This window comes from Modestobacter italicus (assembly GCF_019799965.1).
Taxonomy (GTDB): Bacteria; Actinomycetota; Actinomycetes; order Mycobacteriales; family Geodermatophilaceae; genus Modestobacter; species Modestobacter italicus_A.
This window is the reverse complement of record NZ_JABGCJ010000003.1, coordinates 1-20323: the sequence shown is the minus strand read 5'-3', so window position 1 is coordinate 20323 and position 20323 is coordinate 1. Positions and strand designations below refer to the sequence as shown.

The following is a 20323-nucleotide window of genomic DNA, read 5'->3' as shown; positions in this document are numbered from 1 at the left end:
CCCGGACGGGGCCGCCCGGTGGCCCACCGGACCGTCGTCCGGCGCGAGCGGCGCACACACAACAGGAGGCAGCCGGTGTCCACGCGAGGCGCACACACCGACGGCCCCGCCGCCGACCCGGTCACCGTGAAGCTGACCGGCTGGGTCGAGCCGGCGGTCACCGCCGCCGGCTACGACCTGGAGGAGCTCGTGGTCCGCCCGGCCGGCCAGCGGTCGGTGGTGCGGGTCGTCGTCGACCGGGACGAGGGCGTGAGCCTCGACGACGTCGCCGAGCTCAGCCGCGCGCTGTCGGAGGTCCTGGACGCCGAGGACGAGGCGCTGGGCCGGTCGCCCTACGTCCTGGAGGTCACCAGCCCCGGGGTCGACCGTCCGCTGACCCTGCCACGGCACTGGCGGCGCAACGTCGGCCGGCTGGTCACGGTGGCCGTGGGCCCGGCCGCTGCCCGGGAGCAGCTGACCGGCCGGGTGGTGCGGGTCGAGGACGACGGGGTGGTGCTGGCCGTGCAGAAGGGCGGCACCAAGAAGGGCCAGCTGCCCAGGGCCGCGGGGGAGCGCACCGTGGGCTGGGCGGAGCTGGGCGAGGCGCGGGTGCAGGTGGAGTTCACCCGCCCGGCCGGGCACCGGGACGCCGCACTGGTCGACCTGGCCGGGGGCGACGACCCCGGTGACGACGAGGACGACGACGACCTCGAGGACGACCTCGACGACGACGCGGACGACGACGGGACCGGCGACACGCAGGACACCGACGACATGCAGGACGACGAGCACCACCCGACCGGGACCAGCACGGCCGACGCGAGCGGGAGGCCCGGGCGACCGGCCCCGGGTCGCGCGCCGCGGGACGCCCGGTCGCGACGAGGAGGCAAGAAGTGAACATCGACGTGACCGCGCTCAAGGCGGTCGAGCGGGAGAAGGGCATCCCGGCGGACACGGTGCTCCACGCGATCGAGACCGCCCTGGTGACGGCCTACCGGCACGCCGACGGGGCGGCCAAGCACGTCCGCGTGCAGATCGACCGCAAGAGCGGCGAGGTCGCCGTCCTGGCCCAGGAGCTGGGCCCGGACGGCGAGGTCGTGCACGAGTGGGACGACACCCCCTCCGACTTCGGCCGGATCGCGGCCAGCACGGCCAAGCAGGTGATCGTGCAGCGGCTGCGGGACGCGGAGAACGAGCAGACCTTCGGGGAGTACGCCGGCACGGAGGGCGACATCGTCAGCGGCATCGTGCAGGCGCACGAACGCCGCAACAACCAGGGCTTCGTGCTGGTCGACATCGGCAAGGTGGAGGCCCAGCTCCCGCAGTCCGAGCAGGTGCCCGGCGAGCGCTACGAGCACGGCAGCCGGCTGAAGGCCTACGTCGTCTCGGTCGCGCGCACGTTCCGCGGCCCGCAGGTGACGCTGTCGCGCACCCACCCCAACCTGGTGCGCAAGCTGTTCGCGCTGGAGGCCCCCGAGGTGGCCGACGGCAGCGTGGAGATCGTCGCGGTGGCCCGCGAGGCCGGACACCGCTCGAAGATCGCCGTCCGCACCAGCGTCCCGGGGCTGAACGCCAAGGGCTCGTGCATCGGGCCGATGGGCCAGCGGGTGCGCAACGTGATGAGCGAGCTGCACGGCGAGAAGATCGACATCGTCGACTGGTCGGACGACGACGCCACGTTCGTCGCCTCGGCGCTGTCCCCGGCCCGGGTCAGCAGCGCGCGGGTGGTCGACGCGGCGGCCCGCGCCGTCCAGGTCGTGGTGCCCGACTACCAGCTGTCGCTGGCCATCGGCAAGGAGGGGCAGAACGCCCGCCTGGCCGCCCGGCTCACCGGCTGCCGGATCGACATCCGCAGCGACGCCCAGCCGGCCGACGACGCGGCCGCGTCCCCCGGCGTCGGACGGGCGCCGTTGCGGCCCGGTCTGCAGGGACAGCGACCGGGTGCCCGCGGCCCGCAGGCAGGTCACCGGCCGCCCGCTCGCCGGGCGGAACATCCCGGCCCCGCGGCGCGCTAGACTCACCGATGGCCGACTCGTCGATCCCGGTGCGCACCTGTGTGGGGTGCCGGGGCCGCGCACCGGTCACCGATCTGCTGCGTGTCGTCGTCCGGGACGGGGAGCTGACCCCCGACCCGCGGCGGCGGTTCCCCGGCCGGGGTGCGTCCCTGCACCCCACGACGGAGTGCTTGCAGGCAGCAGTTCGGCGTCGGGCCTTCCCGCGGGCGCTGCGCTGCAGCACCATGCTGGAGACCGGTCCGATCGAGGAGCACGTCCGACGGTCGGTCACCGATCCGGCGGAACGCTCCCCGGACGGACGCACGAGAGATGTCACCACACAGTCGGACCAGCACCCGGCCGGTCCGCACGTCGAGAGCAGGACGTCCTCGGATGAGCCACCTGTGAAGTCGTCACGATGACCATGTACCACTGATCTAGAGGTCGAGCGGGCCAGCCGCCGGCCTCACCAAGAGGAGACCCGTGCCAGGCAAGGCCCGCGTACACGAGCTCGCGAAAGAGCTCGGCATCGACAGCAAGACAGTGCTCGCCAAGCTCAAGGAGCAGGGCGAGTTCGTGAAGTCCGCGTCCTCCACCGTCGAGGCCCCGGTGGCCCGACGGCTCCGCGAGGCGTTCCCCGGTGACGGCGCCCCCAGCGGCCGCGGCAACGGTGCCTCCGGCGCCCGCCCCGGCCCGCGTCCGTCCGCTCCCGCCCCGCGTCCGACCGCTCCGGCAGCCCAGGCTCCGGCAGCACCGGCTCCGGCAGCACCGGCTCCGGCAGCACCGGACGCTCCGCAGACCCCGGCGCCCCAGGCGCCGGCTGCCCCGGCTCCGGTCCAGGACACGACGCCGGCTCCGGCCCAGGCGTCGGCGCCCGACCGCCCGGCGTCCCCCGGCCCGCGTCCCGGTCCCCGGCCCGCGCCGCGGCCGGCTCCGCAGGCACCGGCGGCCAGTGCCCCCACCCAGCAGCCGCCGGCCGCCCCGGCTGCCCCCGGCGCGCGTCCCGGTGGTGCCCCCAGCGGTGCACCCGCCCAGGGCGGCGCCACCCCGGGTGCCCCGCGTCCGGCAGGACCGGGTCCGCGACCCGGCCCCCGCCCGGCTCCGCGTCCGGGGAACAACCCCTTCAGCAGCGCTCCGCGGCCCGGTGCCCCCGGCCCGCGTCCCGGCGGGGCCCCCGGCCCGCGTCCCGGCGGCGCTCCCGGCCAGGCAGGTCCGGGCAACCAGGCCGGCCCCGGTGGGCCGCGTCCGGCTCCGGGCGGCGCCCGTCCGGGTCCCGGTGCCGGTGGTCCGCGTCCGGCGTCCGGTCCCGGTGGGCCCCGTCCGGCCGCCGGCCCGGGTGGGCCCCGGCCCAACCCCGGCATGATGCCGCAGCGTCCGAGCCCCGGCATGATGCCGCCGCGCCCCGCCGGTGGCGGTCGCGCCGGTGGTCCCGGTGGCCCCGGCGGCCGTGGCCGTCCGGGTGGTCCCGGTGGTGGCGGCGGCTTCCGTCCCGGCGGCGGTGGCCCCGGTGGCGGCGGCGGTGCACCGGCCGGTGGTTTCCGTCCCGGTGGCGGCGGCGGTGGCCGTGGCCGCGGTCGCGGTGGTTCGGGTGCCGGCACCGCGGGTGCCTTCGGGCGTCCGGGTGGTCGCGGCCCGGTCCGTGGACGCAAGAGCAAGAAGCAGCGGCGTCAGGAGTTCGACTCCATGGCGGCGCCGAGCATGGGCGGCGTCTCGCTGCCCCGCGGCAACGGGCAGACCGTCCGGCTGCCCCGTGGCGCCTCGCTGACCGACCTGGCCGAGCGGATCAACGCCGAGCCGGCCGCGCTGGTCACCGCCCTGTTCCACCTGGGCGAGATGATCACCGCGACGCAGTCGGTCAACGACGACACCCTGCAGCTGCTGGGTGCCGAGATCGGCTGGGTCATCCAGGTCGTCAGCCCGGAGGACGAGGACCGCGAGCTCCTCGACACCTTCGACCTCACCTTCGGCGACGAGGAGAGCGACGACGAGGACGACTGGGGCATCCGTCCGCCGGTCGTCACCGTCATGGGCCACGTCGACCACGGGAAGACCAAGCTCCTGGACGCGCTCCGGCACGCCAACGTGGCGGGCAAGGAGGCCGGTGGGATCACCCAGCACATCGGCGCCTACCAGATCGTCACCGAGCTGGAGGGCAACGAGCGTCCGGTCACCTTCATCGACACCCCGGGTCACGAGTCGTTCACCGCGATGCGTGCCCGCGGCGCGAAGGTCACCGACATCGTCGTCCTGGTCGTGGCCGCCGACGACGGTGTCATGCCGCAGACGGTCGAGGCGCTCAACCACGCCCAGGCCGCCGAGGTGCCGATCGTGGTCGCGGTCAACAAGATCGACAAGGAGGGGGCCAACCCCGCCAAGATCCGTCAGCAGCTCACCGAGTACGGGCTGGTGGCCGAGGAGTACGGCGGCGACACGATGTTCGTCGACGTCTCCGCGACCACCCGTCAGGGCCTCGACGACCTGCTGACCTCGATCCTGCTGACCGCCGACGCCTCCCTCGACCTGCGCGCCAACGTGGGCCAGGACCCGCAGGGTGTGGTCATCGAGGGCAAGCTGGACAAGGGCCGTGGCCCCGTCGCCACGGTGCTGGTCCAGCGCGGCATCCTGCGCCAGGGCGACTCGATCGTGGCCGGCGACGCCTACGGTCGCGTCCGGTCGCTGCTCGATGAGCACGGCAACAAGCTCAAGGAGGCCCTGCCGGCCCGTCCGGTCCAGGTCGTCGGCCTGACCTCCGTGCCGCGTGCCGGTGACACCTTCCTCGTCGTCGAGGAGGACCGGATCGCCCGGCAGATCGCCGACCGCCGTCAGGCCCGGATCCGCAACGCGCAGAACGCGTCGATGCGGAAGCGGATCAGCCTGGAGGACCTCGACGCGGCGCTCAAGGAGACCCGTCAGCTCAACCTGATCATCAAGGGCGACAACTCGGGCACCGTCGAGGCGCTCGAAGAGGCGCTGATGAAGATCGAGGTGAGCGACGACATCTCGCTGCGGGTCATCCACCGCGGCGTCGGTGGGATCACCAAGAGCGACATCGACCTGGCGCTGGCCGACGACGTCATCGTCCTGGGCTTCAACGTCCGGGCCGAGGGCCAGGCCACCGAGCTGGCCACCCGCGAGGGCGTGGACGTCCGGTACTACACGGTCATCTACCAGGCCATCGAGGAGATCGAGTCCGCGCTCAAGGGCATGCTCAAGCCCGAGTACGAAGAGGTCCAGCTGGGCACGGCGGAGGTCCGCGAGGTCTTCCGCGTCCCGAAGATCGGCAACGTCGCCGGCTCGCTGGTCCGCAGCGGGACGATCGTCCGCAACTCCAAGGCCCGTCTCATCCGGGACGGCGCCGTGGTCGCGGACAACCTGACCGTCGAGTCGCTGCGTCGCTTCAAGGACGACGCGACCGAGGTCCGCGAGGGCTACGAGTGCGGCATCGGGCTGGGGTCGTTCAACGACATCAAGCCCGAGGACGTCATCCAGACCTTCGAGCTGCGCGAGAAGCCGCGCGCCTGACGAAGGACGCTCTCGGCTGGGCCCCGTCACCCGCTCGCGGGTGACGGGGCCCAGCGAGGGAGCCGAGCCGGCACTGAGCACCAAGGAGGCGGTGGGCGTGTTCACTGGCACGCTCGCCGCCGACCTGCTGCTCGGTGACGTCCACTCGCTCAAGGAGAAGCGTGCCGTGGTCCGGCCGATCGTGGCCGAGCTACGGCGCCGCTTCGCCGTGGCCGCCGCCGAGGTGGGCGACCCCGACCTGCACCGTCGTGCGCAGGTCGGGGTCGCCACGGTGGCGGGTGTGGCCAGCCAGGTGACCGACGTCCTCGACGCCTGTGAGCGGTTGCTGGCCGAGCGGCCGGAGGTGACCCTGCTGTCGACACACCGGCAGCTGACCAGCGACACCGATTGACCGAAGGACCCCCTCGCCACCATCGCTCGCAGGCTCGCGACGGGCCCCTGCGAGGGGCCGTTCCATCCACACTCGAGGAGGACCGATGGCTGACCCGGCCCGCGCACGCCGGCTGGCGGTGCGCATCCGCCAGATCGTCTCCGCCACGATCGAGACGCAGATCAAGGACCCCCGCCTCGGGATGGTCACCATCACCGACTCACGGGTCACCAGTGACCTGCGGGAGGCGACGGTGTTCTACACCGTCTACGGCGACGCGCTCCAGGTCGAGGAGTCCGCGCGGGCCCTGGCCAGCGCCACCGGGGTGCTGCGTTCGACCGTCGGCAAGCAGACCGGCATCAAGTTCGTGCCGACGCTGACCTTCGTCGCCGACGCCGTGCCCGACACGGCCCGCGAGCTGGAGGAGGCGCTCGAGCGCGTCCGGCACGCCGACGCCGAGCTGGCCCGCAGCCGGGAGGGCGCCCAGTACGCCGGGGACGCCGACCCGTACCGGAAGCCCGCCGTCGACGAGGACGAGCTGGACGAGGACGACGACGCGGCCGAGCTGACCGACCCCGCCGACGCCCCCACCACCGAGCGGAGCGCCCGGTGACCGGCGCCGTCGACCCCGATCCGTACGCGGACCCGGCCGCCGACCCGGGCGTCGGTTTCGGCGGCCGGGACGAGCCCGCCGACGGTGACCCCACCGCCGGGGGCAAGACCGGCGACATCGGGACGACCGACAGCATCGCTGCCGACGAGCCCGACGACGGCTCGCACTACGCCGTGGGCGGCGGCTCGGTCGGCGAGGAGAGCAACGCCGTCCCGCACGCCGACCCCGGCCCCGAGGAACCGAGCTGAGGTGACCACCGCCTCGATCTCCTCCGGTCCGCTGCTGGCCGCGCGCGACGACGCGGTGCAGGCGCTGGCCGGGGCAGCGCGGGCCGGGGCCACCGTGGTGCTGTCCGGGCACGTCCAGCCCGACGCGGACGCCCTCGGCAGCACCCTGGCCCTGGCCGAGGGGCTGCGCCGGTGCGGCGCGCGGGTGCTGGCCACGTTCCCCGAGCCGTTCACGCTGCCCTCCTCCCTGGGCTGGCTGCCCGGCGCCGCTGAGCTGGTCGACCCGGCCGCCCTGCCGGCGCAGGTGGACCTGTTCGTCAGCCTGGACGCCGCCTCGCCGGGCCGGCTGGGCTGCCTGGCCCCGCTGCTGGGGTCGGCCGGGCGCTCGGTCGTCGTCGACCACCACGCCAGCAACCCCGGCTTCGGTGCGGTCCGGCTGGTCGACCCGCAGGCCGCCGCGACGGTGGTGCTGGTCGCCGACCTGCTCGAGCAGCTGGACGTCGAGCTGGACCAGCAGCTGGCGACCTGCCTCTACGCCGGGCTGGCTGCCGACACCGGGTCGTTCCGGTTCGGCAACACCTCACCGGGCACCCACGAGCTGGCCGCCCGGCTGCTGCGCACCGGGATCGACCACGCAGCGATCAGCCGGCGGCTGTTCGACACCGCGCCGTTCGGGTGGCTGGGGCTGCTCTCCGTCGTCACCGGTCGGGCCGTGCTGGAGCCCGAGGTGGGCGCCGGCGTGGTCTGGACCTGGTCCACGGGTGCGGAGGCCCGCGAGCACGGGCTCGCCCCCGACCAGCTCGAGGCCCTGGTGGACGTCGTCCGTGCCACCGCCGAGGCCGACGTCGCCTGCGTCCTGAAGGGGCAGGACGACGGTTCGTGGGTGGTCTCGATGCGCTCGCGCGGGGCCACCGACGTCTCCCGGGTCGCCATGGCCCTGGGCGGGGGCGGGCACCGGGCCGCGGCCGGGTACACCTCGGCCCACGACCTGCCGGGCACGATGGACGAGCTCCGCATGGAGCTGGCCCGCGGGCTGTGACGACGCCGTCCCCCGGACGGCAGGGCGGCGGGCCGGCCGTGCCCGCGCGGCCGTCGATCCCGGCGCTGGCTGCACCGGCGCTCGTGGTGCTGGCCGCCGAGCCGCTCTACCTGCTGGTGGACACCGCGGTGGTCGGCAACCTCGGCACCGTCAGCCTCGGCGGCCTGGCCGTCGGTGGCGGGCTGCTGGCCTACGTCGCCGCGCTGCTGAACTTCCTCGCCTACGGCACCACCGCGCGCGCGGCGCGCCGGGCGGGGGCCGGCGACCGGGCCGGCGCGGTCGGCGAGGGGGTGCAGGCGACCTGGCTGGCGCTGGCCCTGGGCGGGCTGCTCGCCGTCGTCTTCCAGGTGGTCGCCGGGCCGCTCACCCGGCTGCTGGCCGGCGGCGCGGGGCCGGTCGCCGACGCCGCCGAGGAGTGGCTGCGGGTGGCGAGTCCGGGGCTGCCGCTGCTGCTGGTCGCGCTGGCCGGCAACGGCTGGCTCCGCGGGGTCCAGGAGCTGCGCCGCCCCATGGGGTACGTGCTGGCCGGCAGCCTGGTCAGCCTGGTGCTCTGCCCGCTGCTGGTACACGTCGCCGGGCTGGGGCTGGTCGGTTCCGCGGTGGCCAACGTCGTCGGGCAGGCCGTCTCGGCGGCGCTGTTCGTGCGGGCGCTGGCCCGCGAGCTGGCGCGCACGCGCGTGCCCTGGCGTCCCCGGCCCGCGGCGCTGCGCGCCCAGCTGGTGCTGGGCCGGGACCTGCTGCTGCGCGCCGCCGTCCTCCAGCTCTCCTTCGCCGCCGCGGCCGCGGTGGTGGCGCGGTCGGGTACCGCGCAGCTGGGCGCCCACCAGATCGCCCTGCAGCTGTGGCTGTTCCTCGCCCTGGTGCTGGACGCCTACGCCATCGCCGCGCAGACGCTGGTCGGTACCGCGCTGGGCGCCGGCCGGCCGGACGACGCCCGGGCCACCGCCGCCCGGGTGGTCCGCTGGGGGCTGGGCACCGGGCTGCTGGTCGCGGTGCTGCTGGTGGCGCTGCGCCCGGTGCTGCCCGGGCTGTTCACCGACGACCCGGCGGTGCTGGCCCAGGCCGGGCTGGTCTGGTGGTTCCTGGCCCTGATGCAGCCGCTGGCCGGCGTGGTGTTCGCCCTGGACGGGGTGCTCATGGGCGCCGGCGACGTCGCCTGGCTGCGCACCGTGACCCTCGCCGCGGCGCTGCTGGGCTTCGTGCCGCTGTCGCTGCTGTCGGGCTGGCTGGACTGGGGGCTGGCCGGTGTCTGGTCCGGTCTCACCCTGTTCATCGTGCTGCGGCTGGTCGCCGTGGGCGTGCGGGTGCGGGGGAGCGCGTGGCTGGGTGAGAGCGTGTCGGCGTGAGCCCGAAGAAGCCCGACGCCGACGTCCCGCCGTCCCTGCTGCTGGTCGACAAGCCCGGCGGGATGACGTCCCACGACGTCGTGGCGCGGGCCCGCCGGGTGCTGTCGGTGCGCAAGGTCGGCCACGCGGGGACGCTCGACCCGATGGCCACCGGGCTGCTGGTCCTCGGTGTCGGTGCCGCCACCCGGCTGCTCGGCCACCTCTCGGGGTCGGACAAGACCTACGACGCCACGATCCGGCTGGGTCAGTCCACCGTCACCGACGACCGGGAGGGCGACGTCACCGCCACCGCGTCGGCCGGCGGGGTCACCGAGGAAGCCGTGCGGGCGGCGCTGGCCACCCAGGTCGGCCCGTTGCAGCAGGTGCCCTCGTCGGTGAGCGCGGTGAAGGTCGACGGCCGGCGTTCCTACGACCGGGTGCGGGCCGGTGAGGAGTTCGAGCTGGCCGCCCGGTCGGTGACCGTCCACTCGATCGACGTCCACCGGGTCGCCCGGCCCACCGCTGACCTCGTCGACGTGGACGTGACCGTCCGCTGCAGCACCGGCACCTACATCCGGGCGATCGCCCGGGACGTCGGCGCAGCCCTCGGCGTGGGCGGCCACCTGGTCGCCCTGCGGCGCACCTCCTCCGGGCCGTTCGCCACCGGCGCGGCCCGGCCGGTCGAGGAGGCCGCGGGCGCGCTGTCCGCCGACGGTGCCGGCCCGGGCGTGCTGGGGCTGGCCGACGCCGCACGGGCGGTGTTCCCGGCCCGCGAGCTCACCGCCGAGGAGGCCGTGGCGCTCGGGTACGGCCAGCGGGTGCCGGCCACCGGTGCCCCCGGGCTGCACGCCGCGATCGCCCCGGACGGCCGGCTGGTCGCACTCGTCGAGGACGCCGGCCCGCTGGCCAGGGTCGCGGTCGGCTTCCCGGCCGGCTGACCCGGTGGCACCCTGCGGAGGGTGAGCGCACTGGAGCACCGGCTGGCCCTGCTGGACGCCGAGCTGGCCGCCGTCCCCGCGGTGCTGGTCGCCTTCTCCGGTGGGGTGGACTCCGGGGTGGTGCTGGCGGCGGCGGTGCGGGCGCTGGGCGCCGACCGGGTCGTGGCGGCCACCGCCGTCTCCCCGAGCCTGCCGGCGGCTGAGCGGAGCGCGGCGCACGAGTTCGCGATCGGGCTGGGCGTGCGGCACGAGCAGCCGAGCACCGACGAGCTGTCCCGTCCCGGTTACGTGGCCAACGCCGGGAACCGGTGCGCCTTCTGCAAGACCGAGCTGGTCGAGGTGCTCACCCCGCTGGCAGCCAAGCTGGGCATCGCCGACGTGGTCACCGGCACCAACGCCGACGACCTGCGGGCCGGTTTCCGCCCCGGCATCCGGGCCGCCGCCGAGCGGGGGGCCTGGGCACCGCTGGCCCGGGCCGGGATGACCAAGGACGACGTCCGGGCCGCTGCGCGGTCGTGGGGGCTGCCGCTGGCGGACAAACCCGCCGCGGCCTGCCTGGCCAGCCGGATCGCCTACGGGGTGCCGGTGTCGGCGGCGGGCCTGGCCCGGGTCGAGGCCGCCGAGGCGGCGTTGCGGGCGGCGTTGACCGGTGCGGGTCACGCGGTGCGCGACCTGCGGGTCCGGGACCTCGGCGAGGACGTCGCCCGGGTCGAGGTGGACGCCGCGCTGGTGCCGCTGGTCGGGCCCGAGCTGCTGGCCGCGGTGACCGGGTTCGCCCGGGTCGAGCTGGACCCGCGCGGCTTCCGCTCCGGCTCGATGAACGAGCTGCTGCCCGATCCGGTGCGCTACCGCTGAGCCGAGCGCACGATGCGGGCGGCGGCGACACCGGCGCCGAAGCCGTTGTCGATGTTGACCACCAGCACGCCCGGGGCGCAGGCGGTGAGCATGGTCAGCAGCGCGGCCAGACCGTCGAAGGCCGCGCCGTAGCCCACCGAGGTCGGCACGGCCACCACCAGCCGGTCGGTCAGCCCGGCGACCACGCTGGGCAGGGCGCCGTCCATCCCGGCGACCACCACGACCGCGTCGGCCGCGGCGAGGTCGGGGGCCACGGCGAGCACCCGGTGCACGCCGGCCACCCCGACGTCGTCCACCCGCCGGCAGCCCACCCCGCTGGCGGTCAGCGTCGCGGCGACCTCGGCGGCGACCGCGTCGTCCGACGTCCCGGCGGTGAGCACCAGCACCTCACCGACCGGGGCTGGGGGAGTGCCCACCCAGACCACCCGGGCCGCCGGGTCGACGTGCGCGTCCGGCCACCGTTCGCGCACCGCGGCGGCGGTCGGCTCGTCGACGCGGGTGGCCCAGGCCAGCGGCACCCCGGCGTCCAGCAGGCCGGCCAGGCAGCCGACCGTCTGGGCCGGGGTCTTGCCGCCGGCGAAGACCACCTCCGGCGTGCCGGTGCGGGCCGCCCGGTCCGGGTCCAGCCGGGCGAATCCGATGTCAGCGGTGCGTGGGCCGATGTCAGCGGTGCGCGGCTCGTCCCTCACACCACCCAGTCTGGCGGACCCGCCGTGTCACCGGGCGCGTCCTTGGGCAGGATGCGGTGCATGAGCGTCGTGAAGATCAACGTCGTGACCATGCCCGAGGACAAGCGCGCCCGGTTCGAGGAGCGGTTCAAGGGCCGGGCCGGTGCGGTGGAGACGACCCCGGGCTTCGAGTGGTTCGAGCTGCTGCGGCCGGTGGCGGGCACCGATGCCTACCTCGTCTACACCCGGTGGACCAGCGAGGAGGCCTACGAGTCCTGGCAGTCCAGCCAGGACTTCGACCGCGCGCACGACGGCGGGGGCGACACCCTGGCCCCGGCCGCCGAGCGCTCGCAGCAGCACGTGTGGAGCTACGAGGTCGTCGAGTCCGCGGCCCCCAAGGGCAGCTGAGCCAGCGGCCCGCGCCGTCGTCGCCGCACCCGGCGACGACGGCGCGGGCAGCGGCTGGTCCGGCCGCACCACGGTGGGCCCACCGGCTCGTCCGGTCCGCACGTGCCGGTGCCCGGGAGCGCCGGGCTAGGGTGACCGGGCGGGCCTGGCAACCGCCGGGCGACGCTCCAGCACACGCACCAGCAGGTGGGAGCCATGACCGACACGCTCAGCCCCAGCCGTACCTCCTCCCGGTTCTTCACCGAGGGCGTGCCGCTGGTCGTGGAGGACGTGCCGCGTCGGTCGGCCACCGAGCGGGCCGAGCAGCTCGCCGACCCGGGCTTCGGCCGGTACTTCACCGACTCGATGTTCGTGGCCCGGTACCAGGTCGGCGCCGGCTGGGTCGATGCGCGGCTGACCCGGTACGCGCCCCTGCAGCTGGACCCCAGCGCGGCGGCCCTGCACTACGCGCAGTCGATCTTCGAGGGCCTCAAGGCCTACGCCCAGCCCGACGGCAGCGTGGCCACCTTCCGGCCGGAGTCGAACGCCGCCCGCTTCGCCCGCAGCGCCGCCCGGCTGGCCATGCCCCAGGTGCCGGCCGACGCCTTCCTGACCGCCGTCGACGCCCTGGTCGACACCGACCGCGACTGGGTGCCCACCGGGCCGGACCAGACGCTGTACATCCGGCCGTACATGCTGGCCGTCGAGCCCTTCCTCGGGGTCCGGCCGGCCCACGAGTACCTGTTCATCGTGATCGCCAGCCCCGCCGGTGCCTACTTCCCGCGCGGCGTGCAGCCGGTGTCGGTGTACCTCTCCGAGGACTACATCCGGGCCGCCCCCGGTGGCACCGGCGACGTCAAGTGCGCCGGCAACTACGCCGCCAGCCTCCTCGCGCAGGAGCAGGCGATCGCCGCCGGCTGTGATCAGGTCGTCTGGCTCGACGCGACCGAGAAGCGGTACGTCGAGGAGATGGGCGGGATGAACCTGTTCTTCGTCCTCGGCTCCGGCGCCGACGCCGAGCTGGTCACCCCCGAGCTGACCGGCACGCTGCTGCCCGGCATCACCCGCGAGTCGCTGATCACCGTGGCCCGCGAGCTCGGCCACCGGGTCACCGAGCGGAAGTTCACCGTCGACGAGTGGCGCGCCGGCGTGGCCGACGGCTCGATCACCGAGACCTTCGCCTGCGGTACCGCGGCGGTGATCACCCCGGTCGGCACGGTCAAGGCCCGTACCGGTGACTTCGTCGTGGGCGACGGCACCCCGGGTCCGCTGACGATGCAGCTGCGCGAGCACCTGCTCGACGTGCAGCACGGCCGGGTGGCCGACGGCCACGGCTGGCTGCACCGCGTCGAGTCCGGTTCCTGAGCGCAGCTCGCGACGGTCGGCGGGGGAGGGGAGCGGCGTGCTGCGCTGGCGCGGCCTGGAGGCGACGCCACCGGACCTGGGACGCACCGTGGTCACGGTCGGCATGTACGACGGCGTGCACCGCGGGCACCAGCACCTGATCGGCACGGCGGTGGCGCGGGCCCGGGCGCTGGGCCGGCCCGCGCTGCTGCTCACCTTCGACCCGCACCCCTCCGAGGTGGTCCGCCCCGGCTCGCACCCGGCCATCCTCACCTCACCCGACCGCAAGGCCGAATTGGTCGCGGCGCTCGGCGTCGACGCGATGTGCGTGCTGCCGTTCACCCCGGAGTTCAGCCGGCTGGCGCCGGGGGAGTTCACCCACGCCGTGCTGGTCGAGCACCTGCACGCCGCCCAGGTGGTGGTCGGGCGCAACTTCACCTACGGGCACAAGGCGGCCGGCACGGTCGAGACGCTGACCGCCGAGGGGCGCCGCTTCGGCTTCGGCGTGGAGGGGGTGGACCTGACCAGCGTCGGGTCGGCGCCCGACCTCACCGGCGACGGCGAGGTCACCATCTCCTCCACCTACATCCGCGCCTGCGTGGCGGCCGGCGACATGACCTCGGCCGCGCTCGCCCTGGGCCGGCCGCACCGGGTCGACGGGATCGTCGTGCGCGGTGACCGGCGCGGCCGCGAGCTGGGCTACCCGACCGCCAACGTGGAGAGCCCCGCGCACACCGCGGTCCCGGCCGACGGTGTCTACGCCGGCGCCCTCGTGCTCCGGGACCACACCGGGGCCAGCCGCGCCAGGCACCCGGCGGCGATCTCGGTCGGCAGCAACCCCACGTTCGCCGGCGCGCGGCGCACGGTGGAGGCACACCTGCTGGACTTCGACGGCGACCTCTACGGCGAGCACGTGGGCGTCGAGTTCGTGGAGCGGCTGCGGCCGATGGTCTCCTTCCCCGGCGTCCCGGAGCTGCTGGTCGCCATGGCCGACGACGTCGCCCGCACCCGCGCCGTCCTCGGGCTGTGACCGGCGAGCCTGACCCCCGCAACGCGGCCGGTGCCGTCCGCCGGAGGCGTCGAGCCGCTGCGGCGCCCCCACTCCGCATCGGCAGGACGGGCGCCGGTGCGCGGTCTCGGCGCCGCCTCCCGGGCACGCCTGTGTAACCTTGACCTGACGTCGGGCGACCGACGTGTGTGCATGCTGCCCCCGTGACACAGACCGGGGGCCACACGTGACCTGCCCTGGAGGCACCATGGCGCTGGAGAGCGCGACGAAGAAGCAGATCATGACCGAGTACGCGACGGTCGAGAACGACACCGGTTCCCCCGAGGTGCAGGTCGCGATGCTGACCCGACGGATCAGCGACCTGACCGAGCACCTCAAGATGCACAAGCACGACCACCACAGCCGGCGGGGCCTGCTCCTGCTGGTCGGCCGTCGCCGGCGGCTGCTGAACTACCTGGCCAAGACCGACATCAACCGGTACCGCTCGCTCATCGAGCGGCTCGGCCTGCGCCGCTAGCACCACCGAGGGGACCGCTCCCGCACGCCGGGACGGTCCCCTCACTCGTGCGGCACCCGCCGCACGGGCCCACCGGCCGACCCGCCGCCACGCCCCGCGTGGACCGGTCCTCGGTAGTGGCCCCCGGGACGCAGCGAGCCTGACCGCAGGACCCGCACCCCCGAGGGCTTCGATCGAAGACCGGTCGCCCCGGACGCCGTCGGCGCAGAACGCCGCGAAGAGGACGTCGCCGTATGCGACGTAGGAAGAGGACACGATGTCCGCACCCAGCACAGACACCACCGACTTCGACGCCGAGGACGGCGTCTTCACCGCCACCGCGGTGATCGACAACGGGGCCCTCGGCTCCCGCACCGTCACCTTCGAGACCGGCCGCCTCGCCAAGCAGGCCGCCGGCTCCGTCGTCGCGACCATGGGCGACACCACGCTGCTGTCGGCCACCACGGCCGGCCGTCAGCCCAAGGAGCAGTTCGACTTCTTCCCGCTGACGGTCGACGTCGAGGAGCGGATGTACTCGCTCGGGAAGATCCCCGGCTCGTTCTTCCGCCGCGAGGGCCGCCCCTCCGAGGACGCCATCCTCACCTGCCGGCTGATCGACCGTCCGTTGCGCCCGACCTTCGCCAAGGGGCTGCGCAACGAGGTCCAGGTCGTCATCACGGTCCTGTCGCTGGACCCCGACCACCTGTACGACGTGCTCGCCATCAACGGTGCGTCGGCCTCCACCCAGCTGTCCGGCCTGCCGTTCTCCGGCCCGATCGGCGGCACCCGGGTGGCGCTGATCAACGGCCAGTGGGTCGGCTTCCCGACCCACGCCGAGCTCGAGGACGCCGTCTTCGACATGGTCGTGGCCGGCCGGGTCCTGCCCGACGGTGACGTCGCGATCATGATGGTCGAGGCCGAGGCCACCGAGAAGACCGTCGAGCTGGTCGCCGGCGGGGCCACCGCCCCGACCGAGGAGGTCGTGGCGCAGGGCCTCGAGGCCGCCAAGCCGTTCATCAAGGCGCTGTGCCAGGCGCAGTCCGAGCTCGCCGGCAAGGCCGCCAAGCCCGAGGCGCACTTCCCCCGCTTCCTGGACTACCAGGACGACGTCTACGCCGCCGTCGAGGCCCAGGCCGCCGAGAAGCTCGCCGTGGCCCAGGCCATCGCCGGCAAGCAGGAGCGCGAGGAGGCCACCGACGCGCTCAAGGACGAGGTCAAGGCCGCGCTGGCCGGCCAGTTCGAGGGCCGCGAGAAGGAGATCTCCGGGGCCTTCCGCGCGGTCACCAAGAAGGTCGTCCGGCAGCGCATCCTGCGCGACAAGGTCCGCATCGACGGCCGTGGTCTCACCGACATCCGACCGCTGTCGGCCGAGGTCGAGGTGCTGCCCCGGGTGCACGGCTCGGCGCTGTTCGAGCGCGGTGAGACCCAGATCCTGGGCGTCACCACGCTGAACATGCTCCGCATGGAGCAGCAGCTGGACACGCTGAACCCGGTCACCCGCAAGCGGTACATGCACAACTACAACTTCCCGCCCTACTCCACCGGTGAGACCGGCCGCGTGGGCTCGCCCAAGCGCCGCGAGATCGGCCACGGCGCGCTGGCCGAGCGGGCGCTGCTGCCCGTGCTGCCGGACCGCGAGGAGTTCCCCTACGCGATCCGCCAGGTCTCCGAGGCCCTCGGGTCCAACGGCTCCACCTCGATGGGCTCGGTCTGCGCCTCGACGCTGGCGCTGCTCAACGCCGGCGTGCCGCTGAAGGCCCCGGTGGCCGGCATCGCCATGGGCCTGGTCTCCGACGAGGTCGACGGCAAGACGGAGTACGTCGCGCTGACCGACATCCTCGGCGCCGAGGACGCCTTCGGTGACATGGACTTCAAGGTCGCCGGCACCAAGGACTTCGTCACGGCCCTCCAGCTGGACACGAAGCTCGACGGCATCCCCTCCGACGTCCTCGCCGGTGCGCTGACCCAGGCCCGCGCGGCCCGGCTGCACATCCTCGACGTCATGCTCGAGGCGATCGACGGCCCCGACGAGATGAGCCCGTACGCCCCGCGGGTGACCACGGTGCGCATCCCGGTCGACAAGATCGGCGCGGTCATCGGCCCGAAGGGGCAGATGATCAACGCGATCCAGGACGAGACCGGCGCCGACATCACCATCGAGGACGACGGCACCATCTACGTCGGCGCCTCCGACGGCCCCTCGGCCCAGGCCGCGGTCGACCGGATCAACGCGATCGCCAACCCGACGCTGCCCAAGGTCGGCGAGCGGTTCCTCGGCACCGTGGTGAAGACGACCGCCTTCGGTGCCTTCGTCTCGCTGCTGCCCGGCCGCGACGGCCTGGTGCACATCAGCAAGCTCGGTGGCGGCAAGCGGATCGCCAAGGTCGAGGACGTCGCGAACGTCGGTGACAAGCTCCAGGTGGAGATCACCGACATCGACGCCCGCGGCAAGATCAGCCTCGTGCCGGTCGTCGAGGGCGACGCCGCTGCCGCCGGTGACGCGGCTCCGGCCGACGACGCCGCCCCCGCGGAGGCGTGACCACGAGGAACGACCTGACCGGGGCCGGGACGGGCGCTGCGGCGTCCGTCCCGGCCCCGGCCGGTCTCACGCAGGTGCTGGACGTCGACGAGGTCGGCGGACGGGTGGAGCGCACGGAGCTGCCCGGTGGCCTGCGGGTGCTCACCGAGACCATGCCCGGGGTGCTGTCGGCGACCCTGGGCATCTGGGTGGGCGTCGGGTCCCGGGACGAGAGCCCGGAGCTGGGTGGTTCCTCGCACTTCCTCGAACACCTGCTGTTCAAGGGGACGCGCAGCCGGACGGCGCTGGAGATCGCCACGGCGATGGACGCCGTCGGCGGTGAGATGAACGCCTTCACCGCCAAGGAGCACACCTGCTACTACGCGAACGTGCTCGCCAGTGACCTGCCGCTGGCCGTGACGCTGCTGGGTGACCTGGTCACCGAGGCGCTCAACACCGCCCCGGACCTGGAGTCCGAGCGCACGGTGGTGCTCGAGGAGATCGCCATGCGCGACGACGAGCCCGCCGACGCCGTCCACGACCTGTACGCCGAGACGCTGTTCGGGGACACCCCGCTCGGCCGGTCGGTGCTGGGCACCGTGGCCTCGATCGAAGCGCTCACCCGCGAGGACGTCGACGGCTGGTACCGCGAGCGCTACGCGGTGCCCTCGATCGTGGTCTCGGCCGCGGGACGGGTCGACCACCAGCAGGTGCTCGACCTGGTGACGGCGGCCTTCGGTGATCGGCTCGCCGGGGCAGCCCGGCCGGACCCGTTGCGGCGGGGGGAGGACGTCGTCCTCGCCGGGCCGGCGCGTCCGTCGGGGCTGATCCACCGGCGGACCGAGCAGACCCACCTGCTGCTGGGCAGCCTCGGCATGGGGCGTCTGGACGAGCGCCGGTACGCAGCCGCCGTCCTGGACGCCGCGGTCGGGGGCGGGATGAGCTCACGGCTGTTCCAGGAGATCCGGGAGAAGCGCGGGCTGGTCTACAGCGTCGGTTCATCGCTGACCCACTACGCCGGCACGGGCAGCTTCTCGGTCTACGCCGGCTGCTCTCCCAAGCGGGTGCCCGAGGTGCTGCGGCTGGTCCGCGCCGGGCTGGCGGAGGTGGCCGCAAGCGGGCTCACCGCCGAGGAGGTCGCTCGGGCGCGCGGTCAGCTCAAGGGCGGCATGGTGCTCGGCCTGGAGGACACCGGCTCCCGGATGAGCCGGCTCGGCAAGAGCGAGCTGTCCTACGGGGAGTACCTGCCGGTGCGCACCGTCCTCGACCGGCTGGACGCGGTGGACGAGGGCCAGGTGCGTGCGGTCGCCGCCGACCTGTTCACCCGCCCCACCTGTCTGGCCGTCGTGGGGCCCTACCGCGAGCGCGACCTCGACCGGCTGCTCGCCGCCTGAGGACCACGTGACCGAGCCCACGACCTCGTCCTTCGCCGAGCACGGTGCCCTGGCCCGCGGCGCGTTCGCCGTGGCGGTGCTGGTGTCGCTGGCGGTGCTGTTCGCCCCGGCGTCGGACGTGCCGTCGGCCCCGCCCGGGGTCGACAAGGTCGTGCACCTGCTGTTGTTCGCCGCGCTCTCGCTCACCGGCCGGTGGGCGGGGGTGCGGCGCGGGGTGCTCGCCGGGCTGCTGGTGGTCTACGCCGCGCTCAGCGAGCTGCTCCAGTCGCTGGACCTGCTCAACCGGTCGACGTCGGTGGCGGACTGGCTGGCTGACGTGGTCGGAGTGCTGCTCGGACTGCTGCTGTGGGACCTGCTGGCCCGTCGTCGGGCGATGCGCGCTCGTTGACCGGCACCGACCGGGAGCCGTCTTGCGTCCGGGCCCCCGGTTGGTGAGCATCGCCGCATGAGCACTCCGCCGGCCAGCGACCTCCAGCCCATCTCCGCCAGCTCCGGCGACGCACCGCTCATCTCGGTGGGGGTGCTCGGGGCCCGCGGCCGGATGGGCACCGAGGTCTGCCGCGCGGTCGACGCCGCCGACGACCTGGAGCTCGTCGCCATGGTCGACGAGCGTGACTGGCTGTTCAACGTCGCCGACGCCGGCGCCCAGGTGGTCGTGGACTTCACCCGACCGGACTCGGTCATGGACAACATCCGCTTCTGCATCGACCAGAACATCCACTGCGTGGTCGGGACGACGGGCTTCGACGAGGCGCGGCTGGCCACGATCGCGGAGTGGCTGGAGCCCAAGCCCGAGGTGGGCGTGCTCATCGCGCCGAACTTCGGCATCGGTGCGGTGCTCCTGATGCGCTTCGCCCAGGAGGCTGCGCGCTTCTTCCCCTCCGTGGAGATCGTGGAGCTGCACCACCCCGGGAAGGTCGACGCACCCTCGGGCACCGCGGCCCGCACGGCCCGCCTCGTCGCCGCCGCTCGCCGGGCCGCCGGCGTGCCCGCCGCCCCGGACGCCACCCGGGAGTCCGACTCGCTGCCCGGGGCCCGGGGTGCCGACGTGGAGGGAGTCCCCGTGCACGCCGTCCGGCTCACCGGACTGGTCGCCCACCAGGAGGTCCTCATGGGGGCGGCAGGGGAGACCCTGACCCTCCGGCACGACTCCTACGACCGGGCCTCCTTCATGCCCGGCGTGCTGCTGGCGGTCCGGGAGATCGGCAAGCGCCCCGGTCTGACCGTGGGCATCGAGTCGTTGCTCGGGTTGTGAGCGGCTGATCTCTGCTCCGGACCGTCGACGAGGGGCCGCGGGGAGCGACCTGCCTCACATCCGGACGCACGCCGGACGACGCTGACCTGCGGTTTCGCCGTGGCAACGGTCCCGTGAGGGCCGTTGGGGCCCCGGATCGACCCGAGGCGGTTTGACGAGCCCGGTCCGGCCACGTAACTTTCTCTCTGCGCCGAGCGAGACCGGGCCGGAAGGGCCGGGAGCCGCGAGGTCAGACCCCAGGGTGTGACAGCGAGCCGTGCACGGCGTACTGTAGGACAAGCCGCCTCGAACGAAGGCCAAGAAATTGGTCGGGGTTCGTGCGCGTCCGCTCCTTGAGAACTCAACAGCGTGCCGAAAGTCAGTGCCAAGTAACAAATCCCTGGGCACTGC

General features: G+C 74.3%; 20 protein-coding genes. 19 read left to right on the top strand and 1 reads right to left on the bottom strand.

The features are described from left to right. The first annotated feature begins 75 nt into the window (after positions 1-75). The 11 genes from rimP to larE all read left to right on the top strand — a co-directional run bounded on the left by rimP (position 76) and on the right by larE (position 10862). Entirely contained in the window at positions 76-876 is an 801-nt protein-coding gene (gene rimP, locus HLA93_RS07715; protein ID WP_222193824.1) for a ribosome maturation factor RimP, read from the top strand. Further along, positions 873-1994, top strand: coding sequence for a transcription termination factor NusA (gene nusA / locus HLA93_RS07710; RefSeq protein WP_222193823.1), 1122 nt, complete (start codon positions 873-875; stop codon positions 1992-1994). The genes rimP and nusA overlap by 4 nt, the downstream gene beginning before the upstream one ends. Before the next feature lie 8 nt (positions 1995-2002). Further along, complete coding sequence (locus tag HLA93_RS07705) at positions 2003-2395, top strand: YlxR family protein (protein ID WP_222193822.1); 393 nt, start codon at positions 2003-2005, stop codon at positions 2393-2395. Positions 2396-2456: 61 nt separating this feature from the next. Then, the gene (infB, locus tag HLA93_RS20840; protein ID WP_222193821.1) at positions 2457-5495 is read left to right on the top strand and encodes a translation initiation factor IF-2; all 3039 of its coding nucleotides are present in this window, start codon (positions 2457-2459) and stop codon (positions 5493-5495) included. A gap of 40 nt (positions 5496-5535) precedes the next feature. After that, positions 5536-5886: a DUF503 domain-containing protein gene (locus HLA93_RS07695; RefSeq protein WP_308128003.1), complete on the top strand. Its 351-nt coding sequence runs from the start codon at positions 5536-5538 to the stop codon at positions 5884-5886. Positions 5887-5971: 85 nt separating this feature from the next. Then, positions 5972-6478, top strand: coding sequence for a 30S ribosome-binding factor RbfA (gene rbfA / locus HLA93_RS07690; protein WP_222193820.1), 507 nt, complete (start codon positions 5972-5974; stop codon positions 6476-6478). Beyond that, the gene (locus HLA93_RS07685; protein ID WP_222193819.1) at positions 6475-6726 is read left to right on the top strand and encodes a hypothetical protein; all 252 of its coding nucleotides are present in this window, start codon (positions 6475-6477) and stop codon (positions 6724-6726) included. Before rbfA ends, HLA93_RS07685 begins: the two co-directional genes overlap by 4 nt. 1 nt (position 6727) lies before the next feature. Then, on the top strand, positions 6728-7744 hold the full coding sequence (locus tag HLA93_RS07680; protein WP_308128002.1) for a DHH family phosphoesterase: 1017 nt from the start codon (positions 6728-6730) through the stop codon (positions 7742-7744). Then, positions 7741-9090, top strand: a complete 1350-nt coding sequence (locus tag HLA93_RS07675; protein ID WP_308128001.1) for an MATE family efflux transporter — start codon at positions 7741-7743, stop codon at positions 9088-9090. Before HLA93_RS07680 ends, HLA93_RS07675 begins: the two co-directional genes overlap by 4 nt. Then, complete coding sequence (gene truB, locus HLA93_RS07670; protein ID WP_222193818.1) at positions 9087-10007, top strand: tRNA pseudouridine(55) synthase TruB; 921 nt, start codon at positions 9087-9089, stop codon at positions 10005-10007. Before HLA93_RS07675 ends, truB begins: the two co-directional genes overlap by 4 nt. A gap of 21 nt (positions 10008-10028) precedes the next feature. Beyond that, positions 10029-10862, top strand: a complete 834-nt coding sequence (larE, locus tag HLA93_RS07665; protein ID WP_222193817.1) for an ATP-dependent sacrificial sulfur transferase LarE — start codon at positions 10029-10031, stop codon at positions 10860-10862. Here the strand turns inward: larE and larB are convergent. Then, positions 10853-11551: a nickel pincer cofactor biosynthesis protein LarB gene (larB, locus tag HLA93_RS07660; RefSeq protein ID WP_222193816.1), complete on the bottom strand. Its 699-nt coding sequence runs from the start codon at positions 11549-11551 to the stop codon at positions 10853-10855. The two genes, larE and larB, sit on opposite strands and share 10 nt — an antisense overlap. 60 nt (positions 11552-11611) lie before the next feature. Here larB and HLA93_RS07655 point away from each other — a divergent pair, with 60 nt between their 5' ends. From HLA93_RS07655 to dapB, 8 genes are all read left to right on the top strand, one after another. Beyond that, entirely contained in the window at positions 11612-11938 is a 327-nt protein-coding gene (locus tag HLA93_RS07655) for an antibiotic biosynthesis monooxygenase family protein (protein WP_222193815.1), read from the top strand. A 195-nt stretch (positions 11939-12133) separates the two neighbouring features. Next, complete coding sequence (locus tag HLA93_RS07650; protein WP_222193814.1) at positions 12134-13282, top strand: branched-chain amino acid aminotransferase; 1149 nt, start codon at positions 12134-12136, stop codon at positions 13280-13282. A gap of 37 nt (positions 13283-13319) precedes the next feature. Next, complete coding sequence (locus tag HLA93_RS07645; protein WP_222193813.1) at positions 13320-14291, top strand: bifunctional riboflavin kinase/FAD synthetase; 972 nt, start codon at positions 13320-13322, stop codon at positions 14289-14291. 226 nt (positions 14292-14517) lie between these two features. Further along, a complete protein-coding gene (rpsO, locus tag HLA93_RS07640) occupies positions 14518-14787 on the top strand; it encodes a 30S ribosomal protein S15 (protein ID WP_029339129.1) in 270 nt (89 codons plus the stop codon). Positions 14788-15043: 256 nt separating this feature from the next. Further along, positions 15044-17305: a polyribonucleotide nucleotidyltransferase gene (locus HLA93_RS07635; protein ID WP_222193812.1), complete on the top strand. Its 2262-nt coding sequence runs from the start codon at positions 15044-15046 to the stop codon at positions 17303-17305. Then, positions 17302-18678: a M16 family metallopeptidase gene (locus tag HLA93_RS07630; RefSeq protein ID WP_222193811.1), complete on the top strand. Its 1377-nt coding sequence runs from the start codon at positions 17302-17304 to the stop codon at positions 18676-18678. The genes HLA93_RS07635 and HLA93_RS07630 overlap by 4 nt, the downstream gene beginning before the upstream one ends. A 7-nt stretch (positions 18679-18685) precedes the next feature. Continuing rightward, entirely contained in the window at positions 18686-19066 is a 381-nt protein-coding gene (locus HLA93_RS07625) for a VanZ family protein (RefSeq protein ID WP_222193810.1), read from the top strand. 57 nt (positions 19067-19123) lie between these two features. Then, the gene (gene dapB / locus HLA93_RS07620; RefSeq protein ID WP_222193809.1) at positions 19124-19933 is read left to right on the top strand and encodes a 4-hydroxy-tetrahydrodipicolinate reductase; all 810 of its coding nucleotides are present in this window, start codon (positions 19124-19126) and stop codon (positions 19931-19933) included. Positions 19934-20323 lie beyond the last annotated feature (390 nt).